The organism is Sphingomonas sp. IC081 (assembly GCF_006874585.1).
Lineage (GTDB): Bacteria > Pseudomonadota > Alphaproteobacteria > Sphingomonadales > Sphingomonadaceae > Novosphingobium.
Genome location: NZ_CP029767.1, coordinates 26400 through 45673 on the forward strand (window position 1 = coordinate 26400; position 19274 = coordinate 45673).

The window sequence follows — 19274 nt, forward strand, 5'->3', positions numbered from 1 at the left end:
AGGGAGCCGCCATGCGAATCCTGATTGCCCATAATCGCTATCAGCAGCGGGGCGGGGAAGACACGGTTGTCGAGGTCGAAGCCGCCAATCTTCGACAGGCGGGCCACGATGTGAAGGTCTGGCTCGTCGACAATGACGGGATTTCGGGTCTGGCTTCAAAGATGAATGCCGCCCTTCAGGCGACGAAGTCCCCTGCCATGCAGCGCCTATTTGACACCGTGGCATTGCCCTTCAAGCCCGACATCGTCCACTTTCACAATATTTTCCCGCGTATTACGCCAAGCGTCGTCGAGCACGCCTTGCATATGGGGCTGCCGACGCTGCTCACATTGCACAATTTTCGCTTCATCTGCGCGGGGGCAATGTTGATGCGCGACGGCGCGATCTGCGAGCAGTGCGTGGGGAAAAGCCGCATTCCCGCCGTTCTGCACGGTTGCTATCGCGGTTCTCGCCTGGGCTCGGCCATCACCGCGCGGATGGGGCTTGCGTTCAAGGCGGTCTGCAACCGCAACCCGGGCTTGCGCCTGATCGCGCTGACCCAATTTGCTCGGTCCCGCTTTATTGCCGACGATTTTCCGGCGGATCAGATTCTGATCAAGCCTAATACCGTCGAGGATCTCGGCGTGGGTGATCCGGTCCGCGATCGCAAGGTGGTTTTCGTGGGCCGCTGCTCGCCCGAAAAGGGCGTCGATTTCCTCATGCGCATCGCGCCAAGGTTGCTGGATCAGGATATCGGCATTGATGTGATCGGCGACGGTCCGGCACTCGGGGAGATCCGGCGCAATGGCGTGCCGGAGAATGTGCGCCTGCTCGGTCATATGCCCCGTGAAGAGGTCATTGCGCGGATAAAGCGAGCCGCCGCGGTGGTCATGCCGTCGCGCTGGTACGAAGGCTTTCCGATGGTTCTGCTCGAAACCTATTCCACTGGCACGCCGGTGATCGCCTCGCGATTGGGATCACTCGCCGAACTTGTCCATCCCGAAAAGACGGGCTGGACCGTGGACGTCGATGATGAAGAGGGCTGGATCCGTGCGATCCAGCAGGCGTGCAACAATCGCGACAACACCAGCATGCTGGGCCGCAATGCGCGACAACTCTATGAATCCCAATATGACAGGATTCGCAATGTTGTGCTGATAGAGGAAATTTATCAAAGTATGCTGCGATTGCGTAATGACCAACGGTCGCGTAATCGAATCTAGCGCCAGCGAAGTGAGATCTATCTTGGTCGGACACGAAACACTCAGCATGGCCATTTCCAGGGGCAGCCCTGATGCCGTTTCCTGGGGGGGGGCGGTCATGGGCACGCATTGGGGTATAGAAACGGCTGACCGGGGATCGTTTATTTCGACGACAGAAGGCGGTTGGAATAATTCTCAAAACATATTGAAAGAGTTGTCCAACGACACAGGTGGGTCTTGCCTATTTGACGTAAATATGTCCGAAAGTGGCCATATTATTGAAGCAAGTTGTGAGATATCCGAAAGAACAATTGAGCGGATCATCGAACTGAAAACGAAGCGTCCTAGTGTATTTCAGGATTTTGTCTGCCGATTTCGTTTCGATGCGCGGCAATTTCCAGTCGGAAATATCGCTGGGCGGAGACTGGAACATCGGGGTACCAATGTCTGGCACCAGTTCCCGGTTCAAGAGGCGAGCGTCAGCGGACCGATCGGTACATTCCATGTGCAAGCGACCGAGTGGGAAACGGCGGGGCTGTTCGAGCTGCAATGCTATCTGCGCGACGAGCCGACGGGCCTTTGGATATTGCACTTGCGAATGATGCCGGTCCGAGAAGACCTGTTCTGGATTAGGTGGCAGAATCGGTTCGGCAATTTCAAGGTGACGGACCGTCCAGCGGACTGGCTCCTGCGCAATCGTCGATTGCGCAAGGCGCTCTGGTATTATGCCGAACGTCATGGCGGCAGTCCTAACATTCAGGCGCAGCCTCTGGCCGTCGCAGACGCCGGCGTGCGGTTGGCCATCCGCTCGATCACGACCTTCGTTCCGGAGCGCGGCTCATGACAACCGTTGCCGATTTTTCGTTCGTGACCACCGTCTACAATGGCGTGCCCTATCTTCCGCGCTACATCGCGCATCTTGGCAAGATCGCGGCCGACAGTGGCGCCGAGATCGTCCTTGTCGACGATGGCTCCAGTGACGGCAGCGTCGAATTGGTCAGGCAGGCGAACCATCCGGCGATCAAATTGGTGGCACTCGAGAGGTCGGGGCGTTCAGCAGCACTCAATGCCGGATTAAGGGCCGCAAGCCGCCCACTTGTGGCCATCATAGACGTCGACGATGTTGTGTTGCCACAACGGTTGATGAAACTGACGGCTCTGGTCAACAGTTTTCCGGACTTCAAGCTGTTCGCGACTGGCGGCGTCGTCGTTCCGGAAGATGATCTGAAGGAAACCGAAGATTACGCCAGATTCATACCTTCAGATGGCGGTATTGATGATATCAGAATCTTTGATAAGAGCGATATTTTCAACAAGAATTTTCTCATTCATTCTGCGGTCGCATATTTTCGCGAAGACCTCTTGCGGCGCGGCGGTTATGACTCAACGCTGAAATCATGTGTGGACCTGGCCGCCTATTTCGAATTGCTCGGTCAGGGCAATGGCGCCTATGACCCGGCACCCACTGTCCTCTTTTCCTATAACAAGAAAAGCTTCTACAGAACGCGCTCTCGCAGCGCCTATCGACAGGACCTTTTCGAAGTCCTGAAGAGATATGGCGCAAGGTTCGATATTCGAGCGAAGGATAAGCTGATCGGCTACCTTCGCGCCTTTAAATATACGACCTTGTAGAATGAAGGTCGTCATATTCAATAATATGCTGACACCATACACGGCCAGATTGTACAATAATCTGGTGGCGAGAGGACTTGACCTGACGGTCCTGAGCTGCACCGCGGTTGAATCCAATCGCAGTTGGGGGGCGTTTTCCGTCCAATTTGCGCATGTCGTGCTGCCGGGCATGGTGGTTAGACTCGGGCCCGGACGCTTTGCGCATGTCAACCGGGGCGTTTTTAGGACGCTGGATCGACTTTCGCCGGACCTGCTCGTCATCAATGGATTCTATCCATCGATGCTTGCCGGCTATCTCTGGGCGCGGTGGCGGAAGCGGCGGCTGGCTCTGACGATCGACGGCTGGGCCGAAACCATGCCGCAGTCACTGTTGCATCGCTTGATCCGGCCGCCCGTCGTGCGCCGATGCGCCGCGATTGCGGTATGTGGCAAGAAGGGGCGCGCCTATTTCGAGGAGTGCGGCGTCGATCCTGCGGCGATCTTTGAGGTTCCGCTGGTTCCAGCCTGGCCGGCGCCAAGCGACACGCCCGATTTCGACGCACGCCCATGGGATGTGCTTTGGGTTGCCCATCTCAATGATGAAGCGAAAAACATCAGCTTCTTCCTCGATGTCATCGAGCGACTTGCGGGGCAGCGCGCCGGACTGAGCGTGCGTCTGGTCGGAAGCGGGCCGATGGAGCAGGAGGCTCTGGAAAGACTGCGCGCGTTGCCCATTCGCTTGCTTCACGAACCGTCGTTGCAATGGCATGAAATGGCGGGGGTTTTTTCATCGGCCCGGATATTGCTATTCCCTTCGCGATGGGAGCCCTGGGGATTGGTTTCCAATGAGGCCATGCAATGCGCGACTCCGGTATTCGCGTCGTCCCATGTCGGGGCGAGTGACGATCTGGTCCTCTCCGGCGTGAATGGACTGGTTCTGCCGCTGGAAGTGGCGGCATGGAGCCGGCAGATCGATGCCCTGCTGGACGATCCGGAGAGGTGGCGCAGTTGGGGAACACAGGCCAGGCTGGCGGCTCTTTCGCGGACTCTTGATGGGTCATCGAAGGCATTTGAACAAATGGCAAAACATGCCATGGGGCATGCCGGAACATGCGACAGCGCATGCGACAGCGCATGCGAAATGCATGGAGGAGCTAATGGATCCACAATTTGAACCCATCGGAACCTACAATGTCATCGGGGTCCCCATTTCGGTCGTGACTCCCGATTTGGCGGCGACGCTGGTCGAGAGCTGGGCGCGGGACGATGTCGGGCGTTTCGTCTGTTTTCGCGATGTTGCGAGCCTCATGACCATTGCGGAGGACGAAACTATTCGTGACCTGCATCATGACGCCACGATCGTCGCGCCGGACGGCATGCCACTCGCCATGATCGGCAAGTTCAGAGGGTTCAAGGTGCGGCGGACTTGCGGACCGGACTTCATGGATCAACTGATGCGGCGCTCCGTGCAGACCGGTCTCCGTCATTATTTCTATGGCGGCAAGGAAGGCGTCGCCAAACAACTGAAAGAGCATTTCGAGGCAAAATATACGGGTGTCGCCATCGTCGGCTATGAAAGTCCTCCCTTTGCTCCGGTCAGCGATGAGCCGGACCTGGCGGCCCTCGCGCGGTTCAAGGAGAGCAAGGCTGATGTCGTCTGGATCGGTCTGTCGTCACCGAAGCAGGACGTCTGGATGTGGCGCAATTACCGCCATGCCAGTCAGACACTGCTGGGCGTCGGAGCCGCCTTCGATTTTCATAGCGGATCCGTCGATCGGGCTCCTTTCTGGATGCAGAAAATGATGCTGGAATGGTTCCATAGGCTTTTGCAGGAACCACAGCGTCTGTGGCGCCGCTATCTCGTCCTGGTTCCACGATTCCTGGTGCTTTTGGCCATCGGGCGTTCGCCGCGATAGCCGGCTGTGAACGCCGTTGAGCCGACGATGGGGCGAGCCGCCACAGGCCTGGAAAAGGCAGCGTTTCACGGCGCGGCCGAACCTCGACAAGAGCGCCCCGCCATTACCAATTCATAATATTGCAGAACTTTTCTTTAAATCGATTCCATTATATTATGAGTTATATTGTATTTTTGCATTTCATGACTTTAACTTCATTTTCCAGACTCGGGCAGCCGGCGACAAACGAAAGGTTTATCCATGAACCGCAGGGATGTCATGATTGCGGGTGTTTTGGGTATTTCCTCGGATCCGCTCAAAGTCTTGACCGCTAACGCCCAAGAGGCACAGCGCGAGACAGTGAACAAAGTAGCGGCATCGTTTCGATACAATGAGGACAGCCTCGAGGCGGCCAAATATAACTCAGACCTGCTTGACCAGATCGCCGAGCATCTCCGCCTTGCGAACCCGCGCAATCCCGCGGCAATCGCGGCCGATGCGGGCCAGGTCTTTCTGTCCCGGACATTCGAGCTCCCGCATCAGGTCTCGCTCGACACGCCACAGACGCGCTGGAGCGCGGCGCAGTCGTTCCAGAGCCAAGGCTACGGCCCTGAAATGATTGGCTATCTTTTTACGCTCGGATCGAGCCGACTGCAGGACAAAGTTGCCTTTCATTGCCGGATCAACGCTGTCATCGACTGCAATCACGTGCCAGGGCTCGGCGGGGTCTGGACCAACATGGCGCAGGAGCACAGCGGCATCGATCAGGCCACGATCATGAACTGGGGCAGCAGTGCCATAACGTTCGAAGCTTACCAGCACTGCACGCCGCAGAACTGGACTCTGAACGACATTCACGCCTTTCCGTCCAGCACGGCGAAGGACCGGACATTCGTCCAGATCAACGGCAATGCCAATCAGGGCCGCATCACCAAGGCATCGCTCACCACCGGGGCACTGGGCCAGCGGCAGGCATGCGGCCTGCTCGCCAATGCCTCACGGGTCGTCGTCGAAGGCCTGCACGTGGAGAATCTGGACAGTGGAGTCATCTTCACAAATGGCGCCTCCGGGAGTGTCCGTGACAGCGAGGGCTTGGGCGGAACCATTGGAAAGGGACTGGTCGAGACGCTCGTACGGATCCGAGCCGGTGCTGGCGCCGCCATCGTGGTCGACAATTGCCGTCGCTTCGGCGCGGTGAATCTCGTCGTCGACGAGCGCCTCGGTCTGCGTATCACCGAAGACCTCGCGCGCTACACCAGCGGCGAGACCGCCAGCTTTGTCGAGCGGGCGGACAGACTCTACGCGGGCAACCCGGACAACAGCGCGCTGGATATCGTCGCGGCCGGACAGCAAAGGGCGGACCTGATCCGCTTCCTCAAGCCGGATGGTACTGTGATGAGCGCGATCGACGCCTCGGGACGGTTCAGGATCAACCGCGCCCTTGATGAGCGGAGCACCGAGATCGAGAGCTGGTCGCCGGCCAGGGGCATTGCCGATCGTTCGCCGTTCGACACCCGCTCGGCAAACGTCGCGCAATTGGCTGAGCGGCTTAAAGCGCTGATCGACGATCTGCTCGCGGCCGGCGTCATTGAATGACCGGGCACATGCGAGCCTTGACACTCCGGCCGGCGGAGACGCCTGATCGATCCTCGGCCGGAATCATCGTCTGGACTGATGAAGCGCGAAGGGAGGCGGCGCCAATTTCATGATCACCGATCTGCAGAATGCCGCGAGCGACCTGGATCTGACCGATGAAATCTGCGTGATCGGCGCTGGAGCGGTCGGTCTGGCCCTGGCCGTCAAGCTTGCGCGAGCCGGGCACAAGGTCACTCTGCTGGAGGGCGGCGGCAAGGGACTCGAAACCAAGTCCCAGGAGTTGATGAAGGGCTTTTCGGTCGGTCATCCCTTCAAGCATCTCGGCATCGGGCGCTATCGGGTGCTTGGTGGCTCGACGACATTTTGGGGCGGGCAGGTCGTTCCATTCGACTCCTTCATCTTCGAGGAGCGTCCGTGGGTCGCGCCGTCCGGCTGGCCGATCAGCCATGCTGACCTGCGCCCCTATTATGACGAGGCCTATGCGCTGGTTGGCTTATCCCGGGCCGAAATGGAAGATGCGAAGATCTGGGACAAGGTCGGCGTGTCGGCGGATCTGGGTGATGACGCGCTGTCGCTTCAGCTGACAAGGTGGATTCCTCAGCGCAATTTCGCGAAACTCTTCCGGAAGGACATCGACGCAAACACCAGTCTGCGGATCGTCACGCACGCCAATGTCACCGGGTTCGAGGTCGATATGGCGGGCAAGGTGACGGAGACCAACGCCAAGGCCGTCAATGGCCGGACGTTGCGTCTCAAGACGGACCGAGTCATCGTGGCTTGCGGCACGATCGAGACGGTCCGGCTGCTGCTTCACCCCCTGTCCAACGGGCAGCCGGCACCATGGCACGATAATCCCTGGCTTGGCGTCGGCTTCCTCGACCATCTCGACAGCTTGGCGGGCGAGGTCGAAGTGATCGACCGCGACCGCTTCCATGACCTGTTCGACAACATCTATCTCAAGGGTTTCAAATATTATCCGAAGATCAGGCTTTCCCAAGCCGCGCAGAAGTCCAAACAGGCCGTGGATGTCGCAGCTCAGTTTCGCTTCGATAACCAGTTCAGCGAGCATCTCGACAATATCAAGATGTTCATCCGGTCGCTCATGGACGGCCGGATGCCCGACAATCCGCTGAAGATACCCGCCCATCTGCTCGCGGTACTCCGGGTCGCCGCGCCGCTGGTCTGGCGCTATATCGTCGCCAACCGGTCGTTCAAGCCGGGCGGGACGCGCGTGCGTCTCGCCCTTTATGGCGAGCAGATTCCCACGCGCGTCAGCCGGATCCGCTTGAGCCCCGAACGCGACGCCCTTGGCATGCAAATGGTGGAAGTCGACTGGCAAATCGATGGCCGGGAACTCCAAGCGTTTTCGGATTTCGCCGGGCATGTCAAAGCGGCGCTCGAACGGCTTGGCCTGGCGAACGTCACACTCGACCCGCAGCTCGAACACGAGGATCCGGCCTTCCTCTCGCGCATAGGCGATGCGATCCATCAGATGTCGGGCGCGCGGATGGGGCGTAACGCCGACGAGGGCGTGGTCGATGCCAATTTGCGCGTGTTCGGTACGTCGAACCTCTATCTCGCCAGCGCGGCCGTTTATCCAACGACGGGCTTCGCCAATCCGACCTTCACGGCGATCTCACTGGCGTTGCGTCTGGCGGACCACATCGGGGAGAATCGGCTTTGAACGTGATCCTGCCCGGCGGACGCGTGACGACGCGCATCGGCTTTGGCTGCTCGGGGCTGAACGGCGGGCGGGACCGCAGAAACAGTCTGGCCCTCATCGAGGCCGCACTCGAAGCGGGTATCCGGCATTTCGACGTTGCGCCATCCTATGGCAATGGGCAGGCCGAGGCGATCCTCGGCGAGGCGCTTCGCGGCCACCGCGATGCCGTGACGATCACGACCAAGTTCGGCATACCGCGTCCACGCAACGCAACGCTTATTGCGTCGCTGCGTGGGTGGCTGAGGCCAATTCTCGGTGCGCTGCCGGCGCGCTGGCGCGAGCGGGCGCGCAGGCAGACCGTGGGGGGCTCGGCGCGCACCTTCGAGCCTGCGGCGCTGAGGCAATCGCTGAGTGAGAGTCTGACAGCGCTTGGCACCGTTCATGTCGATCTATTGCTGATGCACGAGATGCGGCGGGGCGATTGCAGCGCAGGCCTTTCCGACACCCTGTCCGAGCTGCGCGCCGCCGGCCGGGTTCAGGCGCTTGGTGTCGGTAGTTCACGGCCGGACAGCCAGGCTCTGTGCACGGAATGGCCGGAGCTGTTTCACGTGGCACAACATGAATGGTCGATCGCGGATGTTGAGATTGTGCCGCTTCCTGGAAGCTTGACCATTACACATCGTGCAATCCGCAATGGCCTGACCGCCATCGGTCAGCTCCAAGAAACGGACCCCGCGCGACTGGAGGCCTGGTCGCGGATCATCGATGCGGACCTTCGTGATCCTGAGGTGCTGCCGCTGTTGCTGTTGGGCGCCGCGTTGGATCAGAATCGCGGCGGCATTGTGCTGGCATCGACTTCACGCCCACGACGTGTCGCGTCTTTGGCGCGCGTGGCAAACGACGAAGGTCTCATCCTGAAGGCCAGGGCGCTCTATGAACTATATGGTCGTGTCCCGCGGAGTGGTGTAGGAAGGTTTCCCTGAGAGGGTAGCCACCGTCGATCTTCTGGTAGGGTTCGGATGCGACTCGAACCTGGAGAAGACGACGATGACCGACGACAGAATGGCCCTGATCGAGCTGATTGAACCGCGCCGGGTTTGTCGGAGGCTGTTGATTTGCGCTGAGACTTGACCCGGGATTTTCATTGAGAACTGACCCGGGTGGGTGTGGGTTATGTGCTGCCCCGGGCGGGCAGGGTCAAGAGTTGGCTTTACCCCTTTCTGACTTTTGGTGTTGTGGAACTGGTCCTGAAGCGGAAGCTGTCATTGCCGGTTTCCAGGATATGGCAGTGGTGAGTAAGGCGATCGAGCAAGGCCGTGGTCATCTTGGCATCGCCGAAGATGCTGGCCCATTCGCTGAAGCTCAGGTTGGTGGTGATCACGACGCTGGTGCGCTCGTAGAGTTTGCTGAGCAGATGGAACAGAAGTGCGCCGCCTGACGGGCTGAATGGCAGATAGCCAAGTTCATCCAGGATGATGAGGTCGAGCTTGAGCAGGCGTTCGGCCAGCTGGCCAGCCTTGTTGGCCGCCTTTTCCTGCTCGAGCGCATTGACCAGATCGACGGTGGCGAAGAAACGCACCTTCCTTCGATGGTGTTCGACAGCCTGGACGCCGAGGGCGGTGGCGATGTGACTTTTTCCGGTGCCGGGCCCACCGATCAGTACGACATTGTCGGCGCTGTCCATGAAGGGGTCGTTTGCGGGAGGGGGCGAAATCCTACGCTAAGCCGAGGACGCGCTTTCCGTAATCTCTGAGTTCACCCTTGGGACCGACATAGCGGTAGAGAGTGACGCGCTCGATCCCGAGTTCCTTGCATAGATCGGAGACGGACGTGTCGCGCTGGGCCATGGCGGCCTGGGCGAGGCGCACCTGAGCTTTGGAAAGGGCAAACTTGCGGCCGCCCTTACGGCCCCGCGCGCGGGCGGCGGCCAGGCCAGCCATGGTGCGCTCGCGGATCATATCCCGCTCGAACTCCGCCAGCGTGGCGAAAATGCCGAATACCATACGGCCCGATGGCGTCGTGGTGTCGATCTGCGCGCCCTTGCCGGTCAGCACCCTCAGACCGATGCCTCGATCCGACAGGTTCTGCACCGTGCTGACCAGATGCGCGAGCGTTCGGCCGAGCCGATCGAGCTTCCAGACAATCAGGACGTCGCCGTCGCGCAACGATTTGAGGCAGGCGGCAAGACCGGGTCGATCATCACGGCTACCGGATGCACGATCATCATAGATATTGCCTGGCTCGACACCGGCGGCGCGAAGAGCGTCGTGCTGCAGGTCGAGGGACTGCGAGCCATCAGCTTTGGAGACGCGGGCGTAGCCGATCAGCATGGATCACAAACGAAGGTTTGAGGTGGCGGAGCGAGCATAGGCATTTGAGGGGTGACTACACGAAAGTGACGTATCTGCACGGTAAGGGCGAACGGATAGCGAACGTCATGCGGCTAACAGGGAGCTGACGGCGCGCAGCGGTCGCAACGCATCCGGATCGGGCCGATCATCGACATTCCAGCTATAATCACCGGTCAGCGAAATATGCTCCCAGCCCAAGGGTGCGATGTGGCGGGCGATCTCATCGGGCGTGCCGATGTCCGCCAGCGCCATTTCGAGATAGCGGGTGTTCCACAAGATGATGGCGGCGACGAGCAGATTGAGGCCGGAGGCACGATAGGTCTGGTTCTCGAACCGACGATCGCGCAGTTCGCCTAGCTGGTTGAAGAAGATCGCGCGGGCGAGCGCGTTGCGGGCCTCGCCCTTGTTGAGGCCCGCCTGGGTGCGCCGGCGCAGATCGATGTCGCGCAGCCAGTCGAGCATGAAAATCGAGCGTTCGAGGCGGCCCAGTTCGCGTAGCGCGAGGGCCAGTCCGTTCTGTCGCGGATAGGCGGACAGGCGGCGCAGCATCGCCGAAGCAGTGACGGTGCCGGTGCGGATCGACGTGGCGAACCGCAGCAGTTCGTCCGGCTCTGTTGCAAAGATTGGCGGCAGTCAGAGGTAGGCTGTCGCTCTGCGCCGATCAGGCGGCTGCTGCGAAATGGTGGTTGAGCATGCCCATGGCCTCCGTCAGCGCCGAGGGCCCAATGCCAAAAGCTCTCTCCACAAGGCGCACCTCGCCCCTGATGCCGGGCTGCAGGCACCAGGGGCGAGCCTGTCCTTTGCGCAGGGCTCGCATGACTTCGAATCCCTTGATCGTGGCATAGGCCGTGGGGATCGATTTGAAACCGCGCACCGGCTTGATCAGTATCTTGAGCTTTCCGTGATCGGCCTCGATCACGTTATTGAGATACTTCACCTGCCGGTGGGCCGTCTCCCGGTCCAGCTTTCCTTCGCGCTTCAATTCGGTGATCGCTGCACCATAGCTCGGCGCTTTGTCGGTATTGAGCGTGGCAGGCTTTTCCCAGTGCTTCAGGCCTCGCAGGGCCTTGCCCAGGAACCGCTTCGCTGCCTTGGCGCTGCGGGTCGGCGACAGGTAGAAATCGATCGTGTCGCCCCGCTTGTCGACTGCCCGGTACAGGTAGGTCCACTTGCCCCGCACCTTGACGTAGGTTTCATCCAGGCGCCAGCTCGGATCAAAGCCACGCCGCCAGAACCAGCGCAGCCGCTTCTCCATCTCCGGGGCGTAGCACTGGACCCAGCGATAGATCGTCGTATGGTCGACCGAAATGCCGCGTTCCGCCAGCATTTCCTCAAGGTCGCGATAGCTGATCGGATAGCGACAATACCAGCGCACCGCCCACAGGATCACATCACCCTGGAAATGGCGCCACTTGAAATCCGTCATCGTTCCGTCCGTCCAATCTCCGCCAAGCATGCTCAAGCTTCACGATTTTTGCAACAGAGCCTACCAGGCCAAGCCCCTGATTGTTGGACGAAGGCTCGACAACTTGCGGGAGCTACAGACCGAAATTGACGAGCGGTTCAATGTGCCGTGCGAGATTATAGTGGCTGATCAACGTGAAATCGAGGGCAGGGAGAAAATCGCGGCTAAGGTTGCAGAATTGCAAGTAACAGCCGCTTTGTTGGTTGCCGGAATGACGAGCGTTGGTTCATTTGATGCAGGCCGTGCCGACACTTATGCCGAGGTAATTGAAACAAACATACTCGGTTTCACGGATTTGCTGGCTCGCCTGATTGCGATTTTCAGGGAGCAGCCGTTTGAATCCTCAGTAATCGCCGTGTCGAGCCTGGCGGGCGAAACATCCGTGCCCTTCCAAGCGGTCTACGGCGCGTCGAAAGCCTATGTGAGCACCCTCATGCGAGCGCTTTCCGTGGAGCTTGCCGGGACGGGAGTGAGTGTTGGGTCTTTTGCACCCGGTGGAATCGACACAGACATGGCTGCCCTCAGCGATTTGAAGTGGGGGAGGTTGGGTTTGATGGACGTTGACCGGTGCGCGGCCCATGCAGTCCACGCTCTGGTTTATCGGCAATCCTTCGCCATACCGGGGATGGGCAACCAGCTCACATATTTGGCGAGCAGGGTTCTACCTCGATCGTTGGTCAATCGGATTGCCGCCCTCCCATATCGGCGCCCGTAGGGCGGCACCACATAAAAGGGGCAGGAAAGCCTGCGAATAGCATCTGCTGGCATCGTACCGGATTTGTTCGCCCTTAGCGTGCAGATACGTCACTTTCGTGTAGTCACCCCAATTGGGCGCAAGACGAAGCGCCTCAGCAACACCCCCCTCCCCCAGCAGAGCGCGCACGCCATGATCCGCCGGCGGGCGGCCGCGATCGGCATCGAAACCGCGATCGGCAACCATTCTTTCCGCGCGACCGGGATCACCACCTACCTGAAAAACGGCGGAACGCTGGAAACGGCTGCAACGATGGCAAACCATAGCTCAACCCGCACCACCCAGCTTTATGATCGCCGGCCCGACGATGTGATACTCGACGAGGTGGAGAGAGTCTTGATTTGAAAGCTGGGCAGCGCAGCAACGGACTTGCGCCGGCGCAAGTGAGGGAAGGGAAGATATGACGGAACCACAACCCCAGTGGATGCCAGATCAGGACGTTGCCTATGACGGCGCAAGGGACAGCATCAACTACGTGGTCGGGATGTGTTCGGCCGCCCTCGACGAGGAAGAACGGAAAGAGGCCCCCAATCCTGACCGCCTCGCTTTCCTGCACCTGCGGATGCGTCAGTGCGCTGAACTTCACAGCGCCTTGAGCTTCTATGACGGCGCGTCCGTTGCCGATGTTAGGCGCGATTTCGGTGCCATCATTCGTGCTGATCGGGCCGAGTGGGACCAGAAAAAGCAGGCGGTGGCTCTCGATGCCTGACTTGCGCCGGCGCAAGCCTGCAACCTCACCCCCCGATCACCGGCTTCACCTCGATCGCGCAGCGCACCGGCTTTTTGGCCTTGGTCGCTGCCGCGCTGCATTTCTCGATTTCCTGCCGGTTCCCGTCCGCAAGCGGCGCCGCCACAACGATCAGGTGCCAGCTTTGCGGTGAAGCGCGCTGCATGAGCCGCTGCCCTGCATCCCATTGGTCGCTTTCGCCCAGCACGCGCGTCGCCATGCGCTCAGGCCATAGCCAGCTTGCCGGCATCATACGCGCGATCGGCCCCGCCAGCACGGCGTAGAGCAACAGCCCCAGCACCACACCGCCGATGCCGAACACATAGAGCCATTGGTTCTGTTCATCGCCATGCCGCGCCGACGCCACCAGGCCGGAAAGATCGCGGGTGGCCCCGTCCAGCGACGATTTCGAGGATTGCACGAGGCTGCGCAATTCGCTGGTCGCCTTGGTGACGGAGGCGTTTACACGATCCCCCAGCGTTTCCGGGGTGATCTGCATGGCCGGACTCTTGCGCACGCCGTCCACCTGCTGCGCCAAAAGCCCCAGCACCTTTTCGGTGCGCTCCAGCGTCGGCTGATAGTTCGGTATCTCGATCGACGTGCGCGCCGCCGCCATATCCGCGACCGCACGGCGCAGCAACGCCACCTCCCCGCGCAACCGATCGAACGCCACCGCCGGATCATCGCCAGCCTGGGCATCGTCGTGATATTCTCCCTCGACCATATTCTCTCCTACCGGCTCATGCCAAGATCGCGGCCCCGGCCCATGCCTAACTCCAGCGCCAGTTCACGCCCAAGATCGCCGCGTCCGAAGTCGTGGCTGCGGTTCTTGCCGATCTCCAACCCCAACTCGCGGGTGCGCCCGCGCAGGATCGATTCCACCTGCGGATCGCGCTCAAGGCTTTTCGCCATACCGGCAAGCGCCTGCCCGGCCTTCTCGCGGCCCGCCATGTCGCCGGCACGGTAAAGCTGGTCGCGCTCCTGGCGCAGCCCCTGCCAGCGCTCCACGAACCGATCGGCACGCAACACGGGATCGGTGCGCACCCGCGCCTCGGTATTGATCGCCGTGAGCATCGGCCCGCTACGCCCCGCCGCCGCCTCGCCGATCAGGCCGGGATCGCGCTCGATGGCCGCGATCATGTCGCGCGAGGCACCGGGCCGGATTTGCTCGAGCGTGCCGCGCGCGGTCTCGAGCGCGACTTTCTGATGCTCCAATACCGGCGCGCCGCGCTCCTGCGCCTGGATGATCGCCTGCGCCGCGCGCGCCGTCCGTTCGACCGCCTGGACATAGCTGCGATCCTGCCCACGCTCGGCCGCCTTCGCCGGCGCCGGCGATGCCGGTCCGGCCGACAGCTTCAACCCGTCGAACATCGACCGCTTCGGCTTGTCGCCGGCAGGCACCTGCTCCGGCGCTGGCCGCGAGAAGCCGGAACGCAGGCCATCGAACATCCCGCGCCGCGGTTGCTGCTCGGGCGCGGCCTTCGCCGCGCCAACGCCGCGGTCATCCCCAATTCCGCGCTTTTCGGGCGCATCCGCCATGCGGATCTCGCCCGACAACCCGCGCCGCTCGGCAAAGTCGCGCACCCCGGCATCGGGGTCCCGAAACATCGGGTAATCCGATGCCATGTCTTTCGCCCGCTCCCGGCCAAGCGTGCGGACAAGCTGGCGCTGATCGGCAAAGTCGTCGCGGCCGTAATGGAGCTGCACTCCGTCCCGGTGCCGCGACAACGCCACATAGGCCGAATGCCGGTCCATGCCGGGGGTCGCCAGCACATGCGCGCGATCGACCGTCACCCCCTGCGATTTATGAATGGTCGCGGCATAGCCATGATCGACATGGGCATAGTCCTTGAGGTCGAACGCCACCTGTCGGCCATCATCAAGGCGGACGGCCAGGCGCTCCGGCGATACCTGCTCGATCTTCCCCAAGGTGCCGTTCTTGACCCCAAGCCCGCGCTCGTTCTTCAGGAACATGATGCGATCGCCGCTCGCAAACTCGCGCGCACCCCGCTCGGCCGATACCCGCACGTCCTCGCCCAGCTCGCCGGCATCGCGCAGCCGATCGCGCGCGGCCAGGTTGAGGTCGCGCACCTCGGCATTGGTATGGGTGAGGATGATCCGGGTCTGATCCGGATCGGCCACGCGCTGCGCGTCCCAGCGCTCCACAAGGGCTTCCCGGGCCTGCTCGCGGGTTTCGGCAACCGCAACCATGCCGCGCGCCTCATAGGCGTGCACCGCCTCACCAGTGCGGCCCGTCGCCAGCGCCCTGGTCGCATCACGCTGCCAGTCCTCGTGCTGCCGCCGTATCTCCGTGATCTCGGCCCAGCCATGCCGCTCGGTGACAGAACGGAACGCCGCCCCGGCCTCGATCGCCTGTAGCTGTTCCGGATCGCCGACCAGCACCACCTTGGCCCCGGCCCGTTCCGCCGCCGACAATACCCGCTCCAACTGGCGCGTGCCGATCATGCCGGCCTCGTCGATCACCAGCACATCGCGCGGCCCCAAAGCCTCGCGGCCTTGCCCCCACTGATATTCCATGCTGGCGATCGTCCGCGAGGCGATGCCCGATCCCCCTTCCAGATTCTCCGCCGCGATCCCCGACAACGCTGCACCGCGCACCTCGTAGCCCGCCGCCTCCCAAGCCTCGCGCGCCACCCCCAGCATCGCCGACTTGCCGCTGCCAGCATACCCCACCACCGACGCCAGCCCGTCCCGGTCCGTGATCCGCTCCAGCGCCCCGCGCTGCTCGGCCGACAAGACAAGCCCTCGCCCTTCCGCCAACTCCAGCGCGCGGCTCACATGCCGCTCGGCAACGCCATGCACAGCCCTGTCGGCAAGCGTATCGGCCGCCCGCTCCAACCGCTGCTCGGCCGCGATCATGTCGCGTGAGGTGAACCGCTCCTGGCCTTTCCCATCCTGCCCCAGCGCCACCAATTCAGGCGAAGACCGCACCGCCCCCAGCACCTGGTCGAACTGCTCCTTGCCGTCACTGTGCCGGTGCGCGAACATGGCGAGGTCACGCACCGTGAACGTCGCCTGCCCCCGCGTGATCGCATCAAGCGCAATACCCGGATCGGCGATGATTTTCGCGCCGTTCTCGCGCGCAATGCGCAAATGGTCATCGGCCCGCTCGGCATCCTCACCACGCTCCAACCGCCGCGATCCAGCGGGGCCGATCTTGTGCTGCGGCTCTAGCTCGATGCCCTGCGCCTGCAACGTCCGGTGATCGATGCGGGCGTCTATATCGAGTGCCGCCAGGCGCTCGTTGACATGGACCTCCCACGCCTCGCGCCAATCCTTCAGCAACTCCGTGCCGTTCCACTCGCGCACCTTCTGGCCGAACCCCTCCGGCCCCACTTCGCGCATCGTCAGCATGACATGGGCATGGGGCTTGGGCTGGCCATCCTTGCCCACATCCCAATGCACATTGAGGTCCGCGACCATGCCGCGTTCCACGAACTGCTTGGCCACAAAGTCGCGCGCCAGGCTGACGCCCTGCTCCCGGTTCATCTCGCGCGGAATCGAGAATTCCACCTCACGGGCAAGCTGCGCGTCCTTGCGGATCTCGCCAGCCTCGACCTCGTTCCATAGCCTTTCGCGGTCGCCTAACCGCTCTGGCGCACCTTCCGGCAACAACACTTCGGAATGCACGACGCCGGCCTTGTTCGTGAAGTCATGGGTGCGCCCAAGCCGCTCGTCGTGAAGCTCGGCTGCCGAACGATAGGCAGCAGACGCCACCGCGCTCGATCCGCGTCCGCGACTGATCACTTTGGCCGAGAAATGATAGATCGCCATGACGGCCTCTACACTACCCTTCTTAGCGCACGTCGGCAACGACGTATAAGCGCGCACTCAAACTCTCTCCGTTCGCCTGATTGACATTGTTCGTGTTGTGGTCAAAGCTCTGTTCTCGTATCGCGGTATGATAAGCTGCTACTTGTCGATGTGTGCGAGGGAGATGCCATGCGCAGGGTTCGGAACTATGACGCGGAGCTGAAAGCGCTGGATGCCAAGGCCCGCGTGCTCAAGGCCAAAAAAATCGAGCAGCTTGGGCAACTGGTGACAGCGTGCGGAGCTGATGTGCTCGATACTGAAACCCTCGCGGGCGTGCTCATCGCCGCCGTGGAAGCCGATGCGGATGCAAGGGAGGTGTGGCGCGCGAAAGGCTCCGCCTACTTTCAGCAACGCAGCCGGGAAACTGCCCGACGCGCTCGCAGCAACGGCGAAGGCGCAAGCGAAACTGGTCCAGGCGAGACGCCGCGTTGAAGCCGCCCAGCGCCGCACCGATACGAGAGGATGGGTCGTGGCTCGCCGTGAACGCACCCGTCATCTGATTGAGCTTGGCGGCCTCGTCCAGAAAGCCGGCCTGGTCGAGCTGACCGACGACGATCGTGCCACCCTCTATGGCGCGATGCTCGATCTGGCCGCGCGCGTCCGGGGGAACGACGCCGGCGACATCCTGGCGCTGTGGAAGCGGCGCGGCAAACGTGCGTTCGAGGCGGAAGCGGACGATGGCGCATAGGCTGGCGGTGACCCCGCCGCCGATCACGGTTGCGCTCAATTCGATGTTGCGCAATGGTGTGCCCCCAACAGTGCGTGACAGCAGTTCAAGGTCTGCGGCACCCCCGCTCCTCCTGACCTTGCGCTGTGCCTGAAGCCGGTCCGGTTCCCGTCCGGGCCGGCTCTCTTTTCCGGCAGTCGGAGTTCACCTCATGCCGGGTGGCGCCCCCAAAAAAACGGCCTGGGCCTTAGTCGTCGCGAGACAAGTCCCTGATCGTCCGTTGGAGACAACCGAGATGATGCTTCATGAGTTTGATGTCGTGAGCATAGTCCGGCTCGGGGCGGAACTCGAAATCAGCGTCGATGTGCAGGGTGTTGCGGGCAACACACTCGAACAAGTTCATGCCGTCATATGTGGCCACGACATGGGCGATGCTGTCCGCCAGATGGTGGATCGGCGATCCCGGCGCGTTTTGGTCCTGCAATAGATGAACGTGCCGGTGGATACCGAGCAGCAGATCCGTCCGCATGTAGTTGTTCAGGAGCAGCAGCGAATGGCCGGGTGAAACCGGAACCGCAAAGCCCCTCCTGTCCCCAGGAGGAAAGAGACCATTATCAGTGGTAGCCACGTTTTTCGCCATTGTCGGATCAGGCAATGACGAAGAAGACGGCCAGTGCTCGCGTGACCGGCAGCATGGCTTCGGCATCGAGGTGGCCGATCGTCGCCCCGATCTTGTCGCGGTTCACCGACATGGCCTTGTCCACCATGACCTGCGACCGCTTCCTCAAACCATTGGCCGGAGTCGGATCGATCGTCGTGCGGATCAGGGGTGCGTCCACCAGCGTGCCCGACACCAGTAGCACCGTGACGGTGCCGGTCTGGTCGAACTGGTCCGACTGGATGATGAGGGCGGGGCGCGGTTTGCCAAATTCACCGGACAGCGCGATCGTCACCAGATCACCTCGGTTCACGCCTCACCCTCGGGATCAAGATCGACCAGGGCTGCATCCATGAAGGCATCTAGATCGCGATCCGCCGCGTCGGCCGCTGCGACTACCAGCGCCTGTCGTCGACATTCCTCCGCGAATCCTGGCCGTCGGGTATCGGGAACCCATATCTGGATCGGTCGCAGACCGGCCGCGCGCAGGGCGTCGCGACGCTTCTGGACTCGTTCTGTTACTGGTGCTGGCACCAAGGTTACTCCAATTCAAATTGTTACATGTAACATAGGCCATGTCGGCCGTCGCTGCAAGGAAACTGGCCGTTTTTCTGATGGTCGGCTGATGATCTGCTTCTGTAAACCTCATACGGGCCACCATGGGTGGGAATGGACCATCCTCATGCGAGCGGGGGCGCTGCGGTCCATCACAACAACCCGCAATCATTATAATATCGTTTGTATATCTATCCGATGACGATTTGCTATACCTCCGCCTGCGACAAAAATCGCCCGAAGGCGCGAAAAATCGCGCTCTGGCGGTCTAAAGGTGAGTTTTGGGGTATGACCTCACCGTTAGCAATCGGCGCGAC

19 protein-coding genes and 3 pseudogenes are annotated in these 19274 nt (G+C 61.4%); 13 read left to right on the forward strand and 9 right to left on the reverse strand.

All coding sequences use genetic code 11. The features are described from left to right. The first annotated feature begins 11 nt into the window (after window positions 1-11). The 8 genes from DM450_RS25435 (at window position 12) to DM450_RS25470 (ending at window position 8929) form a co-directional block, all read left to right on the forward strand. Entirely contained in the window at window positions 12-1202 is a 1191-nt protein-coding gene (locus tag DM450_RS25435) for a glycosyltransferase family 4 protein (protein WP_185928889.1), read from the forward strand. A gap of 97 nt (window positions 1203-1299) precedes the next feature. Continuing rightward, window positions 1300-2025, forward strand: coding sequence for a hypothetical protein (locus DM450_RS25440; protein WP_142640249.1), 726 nt, complete (start codon window positions 1300-1302; stop codon window positions 2023-2025). Next, on the forward strand, window positions 2022-2813 hold the full coding sequence (locus DM450_RS25445; protein ID WP_142640251.1) for a glycosyltransferase family 2 protein: 792 nt from the start codon (window positions 2022-2024) through the stop codon (window positions 2811-2813). The genes DM450_RS25440 and DM450_RS25445 overlap by 4 nt, the downstream gene beginning before the upstream one ends. Before the next feature lies 1 nt (window position 2814). Next, window positions 2815-3966 (forward strand): glycosyltransferase family 4 protein, encoded by a 1152-nt coding sequence (locus DM450_RS25450; RefSeq protein ID WP_142640253.1) that lies wholly within the window; start codon window positions 2815-2817, stop codon window positions 3964-3966. Further along, a complete protein-coding gene (locus DM450_RS25455; protein WP_185928890.1) occupies window positions 3950-4708 on the forward strand; it encodes a WecB/TagA/CpsF family glycosyltransferase in 759 nt (252 codons plus the stop codon). The genes DM450_RS25450 and DM450_RS25455 overlap by 17 nt, the downstream gene beginning before the upstream one ends. Window positions 4709-4948: 240 nt before the next feature. Further along, complete coding sequence (locus DM450_RS25460; RefSeq protein WP_142640257.1) at window positions 4949-6283, forward strand: hypothetical protein; 1335 nt, start codon at window positions 4949-4951, stop codon at window positions 6281-6283. Window positions 6284-6392: 109 nt separating this feature from the next. Continuing rightward, window positions 6393-7967: an FAD-dependent oxidoreductase gene (locus DM450_RS25465; protein ID WP_142640259.1), complete on the forward strand. Its 1575-nt coding sequence runs from the start codon at window positions 6393-6395 to the stop codon at window positions 7965-7967. Between the two features lie 2 nt (window positions 7968-7969). Beyond that, on the forward strand, window positions 7970-8929 hold the full coding sequence (locus tag DM450_RS25470) for an aldo/keto reductase (RefSeq protein WP_260610789.1): 960 nt from the start codon (window positions 7970-7972) through the stop codon (window positions 8927-8929). Between the two features lie 227 nt (window positions 8930-9156). On the opposite strand, the pseudogene istB reads toward DM450_RS25470, so the two are convergent. The 4 genes and pseudogenes from istB to DM450_RS25490 all read right to left on the reverse strand — a co-directional run. Further along, window positions 9157-9633, reverse strand: a pseudogene (istB, locus tag DM450_RS25475) (IS21-like element helper ATPase IstB); the annotation flags it as partial. A 28-nt stretch (window positions 9634-9661) separates the two neighbouring features. After that, window positions 9662-10276 carry a recombinase family protein gene (locus tag DM450_RS25480; protein ID WP_142640263.1) on the reverse strand — a complete coding sequence of 205 codons (615 nt, stop codon included), beginning with the start codon at window positions 10274-10276 and terminating at the stop codon, window positions 9662-9664. 105 nt (window positions 10277-10381) lie between these two features. Continuing rightward, window positions 10382-10903: pseudogene (locus DM450_RS25485) on the reverse strand (Tn3 family transposase); the annotation flags it as partial. A gap of 55 nt (window positions 10904-10958) precedes the next feature. After that, window positions 10959-11723, reverse strand: a complete 765-nt coding sequence (locus DM450_RS25490; protein ID WP_001389365.1) for an IS6-like element IS6100 family transposase — start codon at window positions 11721-11723, stop codon at window positions 10959-10961. Between DM450_RS25490 and DM450_RS25495 the strand changes: the two genes are divergently transcribed. From DM450_RS25495 to DM450_RS25505, 3 genes and pseudogenes are all read left to right on the forward strand, one after another. Next, a complete protein-coding gene (locus DM450_RS25495; protein WP_260610780.1) occupies window positions 11710-12477 on the forward strand; it encodes an SDR family NAD(P)-dependent oxidoreductase in 768 nt (255 codons plus the stop codon). The two genes, DM450_RS25490 and DM450_RS25495, sit on opposite strands and share 14 nt — an antisense overlap. A 111-nt stretch (window positions 12478-12588) precedes the next feature. Further along, window positions 12589-12861, forward strand: a pseudogene (locus tag DM450_RS25500) (tyrosine-type recombinase/integrase); the annotation flags it as partial. Between the two features lie 55 nt (window positions 12862-12916). Beyond that, window positions 12917-13225 (forward strand): hypothetical protein, encoded by a 309-nt coding sequence (locus DM450_RS25505; RefSeq protein WP_142640265.1) that lies wholly within the window; start codon window positions 12917-12919, stop codon window positions 13223-13225. A 25-nt stretch (window positions 13226-13250) separates the two neighbouring features. Here the strand turns inward: DM450_RS25505 and DM450_RS25510 are convergent, their stop codons facing one another. Next, window positions 13251-13967, reverse strand: a complete 717-nt coding sequence (locus tag DM450_RS25510) for a DUF6118 family protein (RefSeq protein ID WP_142640267.1) — start codon at window positions 13965-13967, stop codon at window positions 13251-13253. Between the two features lie 8 nt (window positions 13968-13975). Then, window positions 13976-17038 carry a Ti-type conjugative transfer relaxase TraA gene (gene traA / locus DM450_RS25515; protein WP_142640269.1) on the reverse strand — a complete coding sequence of 1021 codons (3063 nt, stop codon included), beginning with the start codon at window positions 17036-17038 and terminating at the stop codon, window positions 13976-13978. 168 nt (window positions 17039-17206) lie between these two features. Here traA and DM450_RS25520 point away from each other — a divergent pair, with 168 nt between their 5' ends. Continuing rightward, window positions 17207-17509, forward strand: a complete 303-nt coding sequence (locus tag DM450_RS25520) for a conjugal transfer protein TraD (RefSeq protein WP_142640271.1) — start codon at window positions 17207-17209, stop codon at window positions 17507-17509. Window positions 17510-17546: 37 nt separating this feature from the next. Next, the gene (locus tag DM450_RS25525; RefSeq protein ID WP_142640273.1) at window positions 17547-17765 is read left to right on the forward strand and encodes a conjugal transfer protein TraD; all 219 of its coding nucleotides are present in this window, start codon (window positions 17547-17549) and stop codon (window positions 17763-17765) included. 226 nt (window positions 17766-17991) lie between these two features. Here DM450_RS25525 and DM450_RS25530 read toward each other — a convergent pair whose 3' ends face one another. Genes DM450_RS25530 through DM450_RS25540 form a run of 3 tightly spaced genes read right to left on the reverse strand, consistent with a single transcriptional unit; the run spans window position 17992 to window position 18936 of the window. Next, window positions 17992-18372, reverse strand: coding sequence for a hypothetical protein (locus tag DM450_RS25530; protein ID WP_142640275.1), 381 nt, complete (start codon window positions 18370-18372; stop codon window positions 17992-17994). Between the two features lie 19 nt (window positions 18373-18391). Further along, entirely contained in the window at window positions 18392-18715 is a 324-nt protein-coding gene (locus tag DM450_RS25535; RefSeq protein ID WP_142640276.1) for a type II toxin-antitoxin system PemK/MazF family toxin, read from the reverse strand. Beyond that, the gene (locus DM450_RS25540; protein ID WP_142640278.1) at window positions 18712-18936 is read right to left on the reverse strand and encodes an antitoxin MazE family protein; all 225 of its coding nucleotides are present in this window, start codon (window positions 18934-18936) and stop codon (window positions 18712-18714) included. Before DM450_RS25540 ends, DM450_RS25535 begins: the two co-directional genes overlap by 4 nt. Window positions 18937-19274 lie beyond the last annotated feature (338 nt).

Coding starts and splice junctions, on each gene's coding strand:
- DM450_RS25435 (WP_185928889.1), top strand. CDS start 12: ATGCGAATCCTGATTGCCCATAATCGCTATCAGCAGCGGGGCGGGGAA.
- DM450_RS25440 (WP_142640249.1), top strand. CDS start 1,300: ATGGGCACGCATTGGGGTATAGAAACGGCTGACCGGGGATCGTTTATT.
- DM450_RS25445 (WP_142640251.1), top strand. CDS start 2,022: ATGACAACCGTTGCCGATTTTTCGTTCGTGACCACCGTCTACAATGGC.
- DM450_RS25450 (WP_142640253.1), top strand. CDS start 2,815: ATGAAGGTCGTCATATTCAATAATATGCTGACACCATACACGGCCAGA.
- DM450_RS25455 (WP_185928890.1), top strand. CDS start 3,950: ATGGATCCACAATTTGAACCCATCGGAACCTACAATGTCATCGGGGTC.
- DM450_RS25460 (WP_142640257.1), top strand. CDS start 4,949: ATGAACCGCAGGGATGTCATGATTGCGGGTGTTTTGGGTATTTCCTCG.
- DM450_RS25465 (WP_142640259.1), top strand. CDS start 6,393: ATGATCACCGATCTGCAGAATGCCGCGAGCGACCTGGATCTGACCGAT.
- DM450_RS25480 (WP_142640263.1), bottom strand. CDS start 10,276: ATGCTGATCGGCTACGCCCGCGTCTCCAAAGCTGATGGCTCGCAGTCC.
- DM450_RS25490 (WP_001389365.1), bottom strand. CDS start 11,723: ATGACGGATTTCAAGTGGCGCCATTTCCAGGGTGATGTGATCCTGTGG.
- DM450_RS25505 (WP_142640265.1), top strand. CDS start 12,917: ATGACGGAACCACAACCCCAGTGGATGCCAGATCAGGACGTTGCCTAT.
- DM450_RS25510 (WP_142640267.1), bottom strand. CDS start 13,967: ATGGTCGAGGGAGAATATCACGACGATGCCCAGGCTGGCGATGATCCG.
- traA (WP_142640269.1), bottom strand. CDS start 17,038: ATGGCGATCTATCATTTCTCGGCCAAAGTGATCAGTCGCGGACGCGGA.
- DM450_RS25520 (WP_142640271.1), top strand. CDS start 17,207: ATGCGCAGGGTTCGGAACTATGACGCGGAGCTGAAAGCGCTGGATGCC.